Raw genomic sequence first — 13,440 nt, 5'->3', positions numbered from 1 at the left:
ATGCGTCATGTTTATTATTTAAAGGACATTGTTCTAAATGCTTTTAAAAGCTGCAAAGCCGAATTAAAATGAGATAGTAAGGTTGGAAAATAATTTCTATTTTTATAACTTTATATTCTTCTCCAATGAGAGACTGTATTTCCCTTTCAGAGATTAATCCAACAGATATACGCAATACGATTGCTCTCACTTGGCCTATAAAAGAAAAATAAAGTTGATCATTGTATGATCTTTTCTTAATTTCTGAGGTTAACTGAATGCTTTTTTCTTGTTCGTAGAAAAAAAATAGCGCTATAAGATTTTATAGTCATTATAAAACAGATTATAATATCTATTTGCCTTCTATAATATAAAAATTTTTCCTTTAAATTCTTATAATACAAAATACTATAATGAGATAAAAAGGATTAAAAGAGATAAAATAGAGAGATAATAAACTAAAAGCCTCGTTTAACGAGGCCTTTATACTTTTTTTGCTTATAATCTCATTTTTATGAAATTAGAATTTGTATGCGACACCTACACGGAAATCATTGGTTTTGAAATTATATTCTTTTTCTTTTGCAAAAAATTTCTTTTTACCATAATCTGAATAACGGTATTCTGCACGCAATAGAACATTATCAGTCATTGCAAAATCAATACCGCCACCAATAGTGAAACCAACCATCGTTGCTGTTTCATCAGATGAACCTGCAGAAAAAGTTTTATCAGCTACCTTCACTTGTCCATGAGCAGCTTCTAGCTGTGTATAGGCAACACCCCCAGCAACATAAGGCATAATGCGGTCAGCAGCAGCAAAACCAACACGTACGCGCGTAGCTCCAGCCCATTTCTGTTTAAAACCAACACCTTCTGATACGTCCACAACCTCTGAGTCACGTGCATTTTTAGCACTTAGTTTCTTTGTTCCAGTAGTTTCATTACCAGTTTGAGTAGTTTCACTACCAGTTGGAGGAGTTTCAGGAGTTTCAGGAGTTTCAGGAGTTTCAGGAGTTTCAGGAGTTTCAGGAGTTTTAGTTTTAGTGGCTAACCGTACATCTTTTTTGCCAGACCAGATCACATCTGTTTCAACACCCAAAATAATACCGTTGCCAAGATCAAAGTTGGATCCTGCATAAAAACCACCAATCAAACCTGAAAGTTTAGGTGACAAGTCTTTAAAAACTGAAGTATCTTTATCCTTATCTTTTAGGTCAATTTTACTTGAAAAACCACCAATCTGACCTCCAATATAAAAACCTGTCCAAGAAAAGCTAGGGGCAGTGATAACTGGTGCCACTTCATGAGGGATGATAACATCAGCAGCTTGTGCCGCAGAAGCTGCTGCCATAGCGATAACAGAAGTTGTTACTAAAGATTTTATATTCATAAATTTTGCTCCTAATTTATTTATGAACACAGTGCTACAAGATTACACAGAGAAAAGCTGTAGTAAAAATGATACAGTCACAGAAAATGGAGAGCACATCCCAGACGAAATCGCTTCATAGCTTAGTTTTGTACGACAAATTACAAACTGTATATATAAATAACTTTTTGATTTTAAAGGTAATTATTTTTATTGTTTATAAAAAAATTTTAAATAAAATCTGAATAATGCTTTTCCACATCCACTATAAAATATATAATGTGTGATAATATAGCAACAGAAAATAATAGAGGCTCTATCCTTGATAGAGCCTCTTTGTTATTTAACTTACCATCTGTTAAAATTTGTAAGCAACACCAACACGGAAATCATTGGTTTTGTAAGAAGTCTCATATTTATCATTTGAGAATTTCTTTTTACCAAAATCTGAGTAACGATATTCCGCACGGACAATAATATTATTGGTCATTGCTAAATCAACGCCCGCACCAAGGGTGTAACCAACAAGAGTCTTTGTTTCATCAGATAAGGTACCAGAAGCTATGACTTTGTCTGAATCTTTCTCTGTTATTGAAATCGATGCTGTATCTTGAAGCTGTGTATATGCGATACCACCAGCAACATAAGGCATAATGCGTTCAGCAGCAAAACCAATACGTACACGTGTTGCACCAGCCCACTTTTCTTTAAAAGTAAAACTGTGGGTTCGTTTAGCACCAGCTTCAAGCGCATCTTTACCAATATTAATTGCAGCGTCTTTTAAAATCTTGTTAATATAATTGATGTGACCTGGAGCAATGACATATGTTTTTCCTGTCTTTGTGTCATCTTTATTAGACCACATGATATCTGTATCGACACCTAAAATAAGGCCATTGCCGAGATCAATATTGGAACCTGCGTAAAGACCACCCATGAAACCTGATAGTTTTGGCAAATAATCATCACTTACCGGAATCTTTTGTCCTTTAGCGAGAATATCCATCTTCGTTTTACCCGAAAAACCACCAATCTGCCCACCAAAGTAGAAACCTGTCCAAGAAAAAGTTGGGGCAACAATAACGGGAGCAACAGGTGTTGGACTCGGGGGAACAATAACATCTGCTGCTTGCGCCGCTGAAACTGAAACAAAAGCGAAAGCAGAAGCTGTTATTAACCATTTCATATTCATATTTTCTCTCCATAGCTGAAATATTTATTTGAACACATCACATCATATAGAGCCACAACTCCAGATATCTGTAGCAAAAATGATACACTCATAAAAAAAACAAAAATCCAATCAAAGCACCCCTAATTGCTTGATCTGTAGTCAATGAGAACTAAACAATGCTCATGCATAAATGAGTTCCTCTCCTCACATTTTCTCTTCATTTATGAATTTTGAAAAAAATTGTGACATTCCCCTGTATAAAGCATTTGCTATTGGCTATGGCAAAGATGGCATATTAATTATAATGCAAAAATTATCTTTTCGTCTGTAATATTAAAAATGCTCTCATCTTAAATCATTTTATTTAAAGTAACCAAAATCATCCGCCTACCCTTTACAAACAAGAAAATGAATGAAACCGTTTAAGAAAAGGCTAAAATGCCTCTTATGAAAGCTCTCAATATCAAGGATAGCGAGAACTATTACAATATTGAGAACAAGCCAAATGCAACCGTTCCATTTAAATTTATACAAACAATGTTTTTAGCTTCATCATTCGCAAGACCAAATGGTGCATAGCTCTTTAGATTTTTTTTACTGTAAAAGATGTGTATCACACATAAACAAATTGTCGAAGACTTCAGAGGATTGCAACAAGATTACATTCAACTTACCTGCTTTTTGTTTTTACTTTAGCACTTATTGTTTTTGAAAGATTGACCATTTTTTACCTCAACCTCATAGAAAGTCTTTTTCAAAGCTTCAGCCTTCTTTGTAAGTGCTCTTGCTCTATTTCATACTCTTTTATAAAATAAATTAAAAAACAACGCATGACAAACAACTGGTATGATAAACATCGAAACTTATCTAAAAACTCTCCCTAAAACTGAAAAAATGAGAAATCTTTCTTAAAGTTTTCAGACAAAATCTTGCTTTTAAAATCATGAGTTTGGCAGAAAAGATATTTGATATTTTAAATCGTAGACAAATAAAGAATATTTTATTTATAATCGAAACATACCCCAAAAAAATCGAAAGTCTAATATTTTTATACTTGACCACACACCTCCTCCTCGATTTTGAGGAAGTGGTCCTCATCAGATCCTGTATGCAAACAGCCCAGATTTTTGTCGAGCGAGTTTGTCTTGGTTTCTCGCTCTTGTGGTTTACTTAACTTAAGATTTTATGGACAAAATCCTGCCCTTTATCCACCTCGTATCCTAAAAATACTTAAATAAGGAAGATCTCTATGGCTTATATAACCAAACTTCAAATGAGGGAATTTGCCACAGACATAATATAATACAGTAATCCAAAATCTACACGTTATATAAGAGTTTATAACGAGCAACCGCCATTATACAGTATATTCTTTTATCGAAATCTCCCTTCCCTTATCTTTTCCGAACAGTACCCTTCACGACCCGGCGCATAATCATAATACCCTTCGCAAACAAATAGCTCCCCCCCTGTTTTCAAGTGATAAAAATATCCCCTTCTTCAATTCCCGATCATACGTCAGAACTCTTGATGTTGTTTTCTTACTTTTTAAAAACTCATTGGACTTCGTCCAAATAAGCCTGGTCGTTTTCTCTTTCCTGGTCCTTTTTTAGGCTTTTTGCCAGAATGTGATACAGGTACTAAATTAACTGCTGTCATGCATTGGCTGTTATTTGTGCAAGAAAGTTCCATTTGGACAACTTCAGATAAGATCTTGCTCAACTGCTCACTAGAAAAAAGATCTCTGGGAGGAACAACCGCAAATATGCCCTCTATGAACTTTTGAGAAGACAAAAAAGAAGCTCCCTGAGCAAAAGAGATTGAAGAAAAAGTAGCAAAAGCCGTAATAAAATATTTTATGTTCATAAATTTAACCTCGTGTAAATATCCATAATGGATTTTACCTAGTGTCTTCATTGCAAATTTCCAGAAAAAATAGCATGTTTATAGATAAAAAGTGAGAATCCTCAAAAACAAACAAAGCTTTTGGGCATTTTAATTTAAAAATAAATACAAATTATCCTGCTCTACCAACACAGAAATCGCTTGTTTAGCAATGAATAAAAGCACGAAGTATCGTATGGGGACGACAAACTACACAAATCTCATATTAATATATTGATTTATATAGTTTTTCCTATTTAATGCGTGCTCTCCGTATCATAAGATTATCTTCAAATTTGTTCATGATACACTTAAGCAAAATTATTCGCTTACTTATCATAAATGAAGTTGATATATGGATAAAACTCGGGGGAAAAGGCGTTTTTTTCTTAATAAACCCATTTAAATACTAAAGTTATTATCACATTTTGACTTCGTCACAAGCATGCTCCTGCTAGCTTATTTCTAGGTCACTTTCTAGGTGTCATTCTTTGTATTGTCCAGTGTAATCGTGGTCAATCTTTATATATTAAGCCTCCAACATTTTGATTTATAATGATAATATAGCGTTATTCATATTAAATTAGAACCCCGAATGCCATAAAATTCTCTTATTCCAAATCTCCCTCATGTTGAATCAACCAACACCATTTGTTTGTACATTACAAGTGGAGAAACCTATGTGGAGTGAAACGGTGCAATAAAGGACTAAAAATGCCTTTTATGAAACGTCTCCAGTGAGAAGGACTGTTACAAAATTGGGTGTTGGCAAAATGTGTGATGTTAGCGGCTTGTTACTCTTCCATAAGCGTAAAAATGGGCGTGCTTAATAGGTTTTATATCATATTGAGGGGCTTTATTGCTATACCATTCATAAGCGCCGCCGTATAATGGGCTCGGGTACCTTAAGAAAGATTTCTTAAAAAAGCATATGAATGAGCAATCCAAATATATCCCGTTTAGGGTGTTTTATTTTGCATGAGAAGCGTAGCTCCGCTAAAGAATGTGAAAAATAAAAGCGTAAAGCAATACGTCATCTGCATTACTTAACGGATATCGCTTTTAGATACTTCTGAAAATGATAAAGAAGAATTAAAAATGATGGTAAGGATGGGAATTGTTTTTTATATTGCTGTCTTCATATTCTCCCCCAATTAGTCTGTATACCAATTTCAGAGATTTAAGCCCTCTCACCTTATGTTTCTAGCCTCTCCTCAAAATAGCTTTTTTCAAATAAAGGCTGCTACAAACATAAAAAATATGAATTCGTAAATAGATTTTTACTGCCTAAAATTCAAATCAAAGAACACTTCTGTATAATTCTTCTGAAAAGATGAGAGGACAAAATGCCAACATTATCCGCCTTTTGTCCTCTTGCATCAATAATTTGCTCCATTAAAAGCCAATTTTTAAAGTTAGCTATGCGCAAAAATATCAACTTCCGACCATCCTAAAAGATCTAGCTTAGCTCTCATAGGCAAAAATTGAAAGCATGCCTTGGCAACACTTTCTCGCTCTTCGCGTCTTAAACGTTCTTCAAATATAGCCTTTAAACGATGCAAATATAACACGTCCGACGCAGCATATTCAATTTGTGCCTGTGATAAGGTTTCTGCCGCCCAATCCGAAGATTGTTGCTGTTTAGAAATATTCACATTCAGCAATTCATTACAAATTTCTTTCAAGCCATGACGATCCGTGTAGGTACGCGTGAGCTTTGAAGCAATCTTTGTACAAAAAACAGCTTCTGGCATAACACCAAATGTATGCGCTAAAATAGCAAGATCAAAACGCCCAAAATGGAATATTTTGGTGACTGCGTTATCTTCAAGAAGCTTGACCAAATTAGGGGCATTCTTTTGTCCTTTAGCAATCTGTATAATATCAGCAGTTCCATCTCCAGGAGAAATCTGAACAACACACAAACGATCACGATGTGGTTGTAATCCTAAAGTCTCAGTATCAATCGCAATGGCATCAGTTTTATAATTGTCTAAGTTTGGCAAATCACCTTGATGAACGCGAATCTCAGCCATTCACCCTCCTATTTGCTAAAGCAGTAAGAATACGCGCCCAAGACCGCTGTCCCTTATGAAACGATTTTAAATTATACTTTTCATTAGGCGAATGAATACGGTCATCAGCCAATCCAAAACCAACCAAAAGAGTTTCCATACCAAGAATTGACTTAAAATCTGCTACAATTGGAATCGAGCCCCCCATGGCTGTCAATACAGTAGGAACTTCCCACTCTTGTGATAGAGCATCCTTCGCCGCCTTGGTAAAGGATGAATCATCAGAAAGCTGAAGTGCTGGAGAAGAACCATGATTTTTAAATTCAACCGTACAATCAGCAGGAATTGAGCTACGTACATAATCACGCAACGCTTGGCGTATTTTCTCTGGATCTTGCTTATGGACTAGACGACATGATACTTTTGCACTCGCTTGAGACGCAATAACCGTTTTCATCCCTTCCCCTTCATAGCCCCCACTAATACCATTAATTTCCATGGTAGGACGTGCCCACACAAGCTCTAAAATGCTCCGCCCTTTTTCACCAGCTGGAACGGAAAGACCGATAGGACCAAGAAAACTTTCAGCCGTACAATTAAGCGCATTCCATGATTGTAAAATATGTGGAGGTGTTTCTTCTACGCCATCATAAAAACCAGGAAGTGTTACCCTATTATTTTCGTCATGAAGTCCTGCCAAAACTTTAGCTAAAATACGAATGGGATTAGCTGCTACTCCCCCAAAATAACCAGAATGCAAATCACGATTTGCTGCTGTGATAAAAATCTCTTCCGCCATAATTCCCCGAAGAGAAAGAGCAATAGATGGTGTATCAGCATCCCACATCGACGTATCACAAACCAATGCGTAATCAGCCTTAAGTTCATCTTTATTTGCTTTTAAAAAAGGAATAAGAGAAGGAGAAGCACATTCTTCCTCACCTTCACATAAAATAGTCACTTTAACAGGAAGCTGTCCTGTTTCTTTCTTATATGCACGACATGCCTCAATAAATGTCATAAGTTGACCTTTGTCATCTGAAGCACCGCGAGCACAAATAACTTTCTCTCCATCTCTCTCTTTTAAAGAAGGTGTAAATGGATCATCCTCCCATAAACTCAATGGATCAACAGGTTGAACATCATAATGTCCGTAAAACAATACATGTAAACAATCATCTGAAGGACCTGGATGATGCCCAACAACCATTGGATGACCCGGTGTATCACGGCGTGAAGCCTCAAAACCAATGCTTTTTAAATCCTCTACTAACCAATCAGCTGCTTGACGACATGCATCCTTATAAGCCGAGTCTGTAGAAATCGATTGAAAACGTAAAAGAGAAAAAAGGCGTTCAAGGCTCTTTTCTATATTCTCATCAAGATGTGTTAGTACTTTATTCAGCATAAAAAAACCTCTCAAGCCTCATGGATTTGTATAATTGTAAGAACTTGACTTTAAGCCTCTTGTAGGATTTTGCAAGAGATCTTATTCATTTTTGGCACTGTGAACAGTAAAAACTTGAACGTCCCGACTGTAAAATACGTATAATAGGCGTTCCACATTGCAAGCATTCCTTGCCTTCTCGTCCGTAAACCGAAAAAGCATGTTGAAAATAACCAAGAGAGCCATCCACATGCATATAATCACGTAAAGAAGACCCGCCAGACAAAATAGCTTCAGAAATCACATTGCGTATATTCTGTGCTAAAGAATTTGCAAGTTCACGTGCATAGACCGTTTTTGATGCCAATGTAAATGCACCACGCTGTGGAGATAAGCGACTTCGCCAAAGCGCCTCACAAACATAAATATTCCCAAGCCCTGCAACAATAGACTGATCAAGCAAAACACCCTTAAGAGATACTTTTTTATTAACAAAAGCCTTTTGTAAATAACGACCAGAAAACCCATGACTCATAGGTTCAAGCCCTAGCTTATTTAAAAGCGGATGTTTATAAAGCTTGTCCGTATCAACTAAAAGCATAAACCCAAAGCGGCGTACATCATTATAAATAAGATGATAAACATCACCATTCCTTGTCTGAATATCCATGATAAAATGATCATGCTTAACCAATTTACTGGTCATTGAAAAAGCTGTTCTTAAAAGATCATTCTCTATACGCCATGAACCAGACATTCCTAAATGGCTTAAAATCGTTTCATCTTGAGACAGATGAAATAATAAATATTTCGCACGCCGACCAAGTTCCAGAATTTTTCTTCCAATAAGCCGTTCAGAAAAAGCCTCAGGAAAAGGAAAACGCAAATCTCTACGATTAAGTTGGACAGATACTATCTTTGCATCAGTGACAACAGACTCAAGTCCACGACGAACCGTCTCTACTTCAGGAAGCTCAGGCATCACTCCTCTTTGATAATTATGCACTTATCCAGTCGTATCACCGATAAATTGACCCCTTCTCCACCCTCAAAGAACAAAAATTTTAATCCCATCTGGTCTGTAAACAACCGCGATTCCTGTCAAGTGGACTTCTCTAGGCTTCATACGCATGTGATTCACTTAACGAAAGGCTCTACGACCAAGCTCTATCTTGAACATTCATTCGCGTACTCTAAAAACACTTCCCCTGTCAAGGAGACTTGCCCCACCTCCAATGACGTTTTTTACGGCATAACAGATTTAAGCCCATTCACCCTTACGAAATACAGGAACTCTTACACCTGCCTGCGTAATACCATCTATGTCAATTTCACCAGAACCAATCATCCAATCAATATGAATAACGCTTTTATTACCACCACGTGCTGCAATCTCTTCTGATGTCAAGGAGGCTCCATCTAAAAAGCATTTGGAATAACACTGCCCTAAAGCAATATGGCAGGCTGCATTTTCATCAAACAAGGTATTATAAAAAAGAAGATCACTCTTAGAAATTGGTGAAGAATGAGGCACAAGAGCAACTTCGCCCAATCGGCTTGCACCCTCATCACTTTGCAAAACCTGCTGAAAAACTGCCTCGCCTGTTGATGCACGGGCCTCAACAATACGCCCAGCTTCAAAACGTACTTCAATATTATCAATCAGTGTTCCTTGATAGGAAAGAGGCTTTGTTGAGCGAACGAAACCTTCAACCTTATGAGCATGAGGAGTCGTGAAAACTTCTTCTGTCGGAATATTAGGATTGCAAACGACACCATTTTGAGCAACGGATGCACCACCATGCCATTCATGATCATCTGCCAAACCAACTGTTAAATCAGTCCCTGGTCCTGTGAAGTGCAAGGCAGAAAAACGCTGTTGATTAAGCCAAGATGATCGTTTTTTTAAATTTGCATTATGGACAGTCCACGCCTGCACCGGATCTTCTCCTGTAACGCGTGAAGCAGAAAAAATTGCATCCGCTAATTTTTTAATCGCCTCATTAAGCGGTAAAGAAGGAAACATCGCCTCAGCCCACCCTGCTGTTGGATAAGCAACAATCGACCAATTCATAGCAAAATTTGATATTTTTTTGAGAGCAGGTTGGTAAGCTAAGGAAGTCGCCTTGTTTAATCGCGCAATCTTATCAAAATCTTGATTGGAAAGGAGCAAAGGATTATCACCAACAATCGCTAAACGTGCAGCCCCATTTTCAAAAGCCTTCGCCATTCCTTCATAGAGCCAAGAAGGGGCACAATCAAAACTATCCGTATGGGCATTTTCAAAACGTGTAAGCGATAACATATCATCACTAAAAATGGGTGTAATGACACCAGCGCCAACCTTATAAGCATGATACGCAATACGTCGAACAAAAGGGAGAGCTGAAACTGGAGCAGTCAAAACAAGATTCTGCCTCTCTTGTAAATTTAATCCCACTTTTACCGTAACTTCTGCAAGACGATTAAGCATTTCAGGTGAAATTGCCTCATGAATATCAAAGTACATTACCTATACCCTTCTTTAAATAAAATGTGTTCCTTAACGCCGTCCTATTCCAAATTGTTTTTCCAGATCCTTTCAATGTACTTTCTCTACGTCTATTTATGCATAGCACATTTAAAGAATTCACTGAATTCATCAATCGCAATGGGGTGTAAAACTCTTTTTTGGTCGTGCAAAAACTTACCAGTTTCTGTGTCGCTTTTCTAACATTGCAACAATTGCATTTAACTGATCTGATGAAGGCAACGCCATAATTGTTTTATTTTCCTCTTTCCTCGCTAGATGTTGAGGCGCATAGGTTGGAATGGGAACTTTATCAAGCTGTACCATAGCAAAAGATGTAGGTTGTACTGTCTTGAACTGAGCTACTTCTGTTGAAGGTGATGCACTTTTCTCTGCTTTGACTTCCTTACTTTCTAAGCCTTCATCGATAAAGCTTGGCGCATGACCAGAACGTTCCTGGGCAAAGGCATACGCAACATCATAAGGGCGATTATCCGTAGGAACTTGAAGTGACCCATCACGTGATCGCTTTTCATAAAAAGCATTGCCCCCTGCAACATGAACATAGTGCATGTTTTTATAAGGAAAAGACAAACCAGCGGTATGAAAAAACTTAGCGTGTTTAACTTTCTTATCTCGTTCACCCCGTAAAACAGCATCAGCAGCCTCTCTTACACGAGCAACAGATGCTTTCTCCGTCATAGGACGCGTTAAAACCCCCGGCGCAAATTGCTTATATTGACCAACAACACCACAAATCGTCTTGGGATAGGCGGTTGAATTAACACGATTCATAACAACCGTCCCAACGGCAATCATTCCTTCACGACTTGAGCGATTTGACTCAAAATACATCGCACGCATAAGGCATTGGCGCTCTGTTAATGGATACGTAACTGTTTTTGTTTTCTTATTATTTACTTTTTCAGCATCTAAATGATTTGCAGCACACCCCACAAAAACCAAAGGCGCTACGCAACAGGTAACAAAAACATTCCAACGATTTTTTTTCATCTTATGCAACACATTCCTATAATCTCTGAGCTATTCAAATTTTGAAATGAGCCTTAAATGTATCTCTCAATAAAGTACACAGCTAATTGTTACCACTCAGTAAAATTTTAATACAAATGGTAATCAAAAACTATCTATGCGAAATAAAAAATAAAAAACTCTTAATTTATAGATCAATATTGTCTCTCCTCATGGGACAATATAGACTTATAAAAACCCACACATTTTAATCGCAATACAATAATACTATCCCCTTATTCTACAGATGAAAAAGATTGGGCGAAAAAGATTTTGATACCAAAACTCTTTGCATCAATATTGAAAAAATAAAACAGATATCCCCTTTAATATAAAATTTTAAAAAAATGATCAGAAAAAACTCCCCTCCAGCCATAATACAAATGATGGTATCATCCAATATACAAATATGTCAAATCAAGAGTTAACAATCTGCCATGTATAGCTTGAAAAAATTCTTTATGGCTTCTTTGTGTTTTTTCATAATATGGTTATTATATTCTTTTTATGTTCTTTTTAGAGTTTTGTATTGTGAGAAAATGTTCAATGTATCGACAAGCTTATTTTAGACATTTAAAAAAAATTTAATCTATTTTATTCTCACCTACGCCAACTTTATACGTAAGATCATCGCGAGGACGATCAGAAGACATATGATAACCCGTTATGATATAATGCAACATTTCAGCAATATTGGTAACATGATCACCAATTCGTTCAATATTCTTTAAACAAAACAGTAAGTGCGTACAAACCGTAATATTGCGCATATCTTCCATCATATATGTCAAAAGTTCACGAAAAAGAGAAGTATACAAAGCATCAATCTTCTCATCCCGCTCACGCACAGCATCAACACGCTCTAATCGGCGACTTGTATAAGCATCTAAGACTTCTTTTAATTGATTAAGCGCTAAGGCTGTAATTGTTTCAAGCCCGTGATAAAAGGACGCAGATTGACGTATTTCTGAAAGAGCAACGGTCCTCTTAGCAATGTTTTTAGCCATATCCCCAATCCGCTCAAGATCAGAAGAAATACGAATGGCGCCAATAATTTCACGCAAATCTACAGCCATCGGTTGGCGCTTGCAAATAATAGCAACTGCTTTTTCATCAATATCACGTTCTGCTTCATCTAAAAAAACATCATCGGCAATCACCGCCGTGGCAAGTTGAAGATCACTACATACAACCGATGCAACAGAACGTTCAATCATTCTTTCCGCATGGCGCCCCATTTCTGTAATCCTTGCTTTTAGATATTTTAGTTCTGCATCATAAGAACGAACAGTATGGTTCATAGACATATTTTACACTCCTCAATTCACCTATCCAAAACGCCCCGTAATATAATCTTGCGTCCGTTGTTCTTTTGGTGAAGTGAAGATCATTTCAGTTGCACCAACTTCGACCAAATGCCCTAAATGAAACATGGCCGTATATTGAGAAACACGTGCCGCCTGTTGCATGGAATGTGTTACGATAACAATTGTATAATTTTGCCGTAACGCATCGATAAGCTCTTCAATCCGAGCCGTCGCAATAGGGTCTAGAGCTGAACAAGGCTCGTCCATCAAAATAACTTCGGGACTAACCGCAATAGCACGCGCAATACACAAACGCTGTTGTTGTCCTCCTGATAAACTTGTTCCAAGATCATGAAGACGGTCTTTTACTTCTTCAAACAAACCAGCCTGCCTTAAACTCTTTTCAACCACATCATGCAATTCAGAACGCGTTTTCACCAAACCATGAATGCGCGGACCATAAGCAACATTTTCAAATATAGATTTTGGAAAAGGACTAGGCTTTTGAAAAACCATTCCAACACGAGCACGTAATTCTACAACATCAATCCGTGTGTCATAAATATTTTCCCCATCTAAGGTAATAAGACCCGTTATTTTAGCCCCTTCAATCGTATCATTCATACGGTTGAAACAACGCAAAAAAGTCGACTTCCCACATCCTGACGGACCAATCAAAGCAGTGACTTGATGTTCAGGAATATCAAGGGTAATACCATGGAGTGCTTCTTTATCTCCATAAGAAACCTTCACATCCTGACCACGCATTTTAATCTTCATG

10 protein-coding genes are annotated in these 13,440 nt (G+C 37.1%); all 10 read right to left on the bottom strand.

The genetic code is table 11. The features are described 5' to 3' along the window. Window positions 1-499: 499 nt before the first annotated feature. The 10 genes from BTR_RS01365 to pstB all read right to left on the bottom strand — a co-directional run bounded on the left by BTR_RS01365 (window position 500) and on the right by pstB (window position 13,439). Entirely contained in the window at window positions 500-1,372 is an 873-nt protein-coding gene (locus BTR_RS01365) for an outer membrane protein (RefSeq protein ID WP_012230704.1), read from the bottom strand. 337 nt (window positions 1,373-1,709) lie between these two features. Then, window positions 1,710-2,543 carry an outer membrane protein gene (locus tag BTR_RS01360; RefSeq protein ID WP_012230703.1) on the bottom strand — a complete coding sequence of 278 codons (834 nt, stop codon included), beginning with the start codon at window positions 2,541-2,543 and terminating at the stop codon, window positions 1,710-1,712. A 1,530-nt stretch (window positions 2,544-4,073) separates the two neighbouring features. Then, a complete protein-coding gene (locus BTR_RS01355) occupies window positions 4,074-4,391 on the bottom strand; it encodes a hypothetical protein (RefSeq protein WP_038473220.1) in 318 nt (105 codons plus the stop codon). 1,433 nt (window positions 4,392-5,824) lie between these two features. Then, window positions 5,825-6,445, bottom strand: coding sequence for a ribonuclease D (locus tag BTR_RS01350; RefSeq protein WP_012230702.1), 621 nt, complete (start codon window positions 6,443-6,445; stop codon window positions 5,825-5,827). Beyond that, window positions 6,438-7,832 (bottom strand): M20/M25/M40 family metallo-hydrolase, encoded by a 1,395-nt coding sequence (locus BTR_RS01345; protein ID WP_012230701.1) that lies wholly within the window; start codon window positions 7,830-7,832, stop codon window positions 6,438-6,440. Before BTR_RS01345 ends, BTR_RS01350 begins: the two co-directional genes overlap by 8 nt. 85 nt (window positions 7,833-7,917) lie before the next feature. Continuing rightward, window positions 7,918-8,793: a bifunctional DNA-formamidopyrimidine glycosylase/DNA-(apurinic or apyrimidinic site) lyase gene (gene mutM, locus BTR_RS01340; RefSeq protein ID WP_012230700.1), complete on the bottom strand. Its 876-nt coding sequence runs from the start codon at window positions 8,791-8,793 to the stop codon at window positions 7,918-7,920. A 279-nt stretch (window positions 8,794-9,072) separates the two neighbouring features. Continuing rightward, on the bottom strand, window positions 9,073-10,320 hold the full coding sequence (locus tag BTR_RS01335) for an aminopeptidase (RefSeq protein ID WP_012230698.1): 1,248 nt from the start codon (window positions 10,318-10,320) through the stop codon (window positions 9,073-9,075). A gap of 177 nt (window positions 10,321-10,497) precedes the next feature. Next, window positions 10,498-11,334 carry a cell wall hydrolase gene (locus BTR_RS01330; protein WP_012230696.1) on the bottom strand — a complete coding sequence of 279 codons (837 nt, stop codon included), beginning with the start codon at window positions 11,332-11,334 and terminating at the stop codon, window positions 10,498-10,500. Between the two features lie 602 nt (window positions 11,335-11,936). Next, window positions 11,937-12,659: a phosphate signaling complex protein PhoU gene (phoU, locus tag BTR_RS01325; protein WP_012230694.1), complete on the bottom strand. Its 723-nt coding sequence runs from the start codon at window positions 12,657-12,659 to the stop codon at window positions 11,937-11,939. Window positions 12,660-12,680: 21 nt separating this feature from the next. Next, window positions 12,681-13,439 (bottom strand): phosphate ABC transporter ATP-binding protein PstB, encoded by a 759-nt coding sequence (pstB, locus tag BTR_RS01320; RefSeq protein ID WP_012230692.1) that lies wholly within the window; start codon window positions 13,437-13,439, stop codon window positions 12,681-12,683. Between the last annotated feature and the right edge of the window lies 1 nt (window position 13,440).

This window comes from Bartonella tribocorum CIP 105476 (assembly GCF_000196435.1).
GTDB classification, from domain to species: domain Bacteria; phylum Pseudomonadota; class Alphaproteobacteria; order Rhizobiales; family Rhizobiaceae; genus Bartonella; species Bartonella tribocorum.
This window is presented reverse-complemented; position numbering and strand designations above follow the sequence as displayed.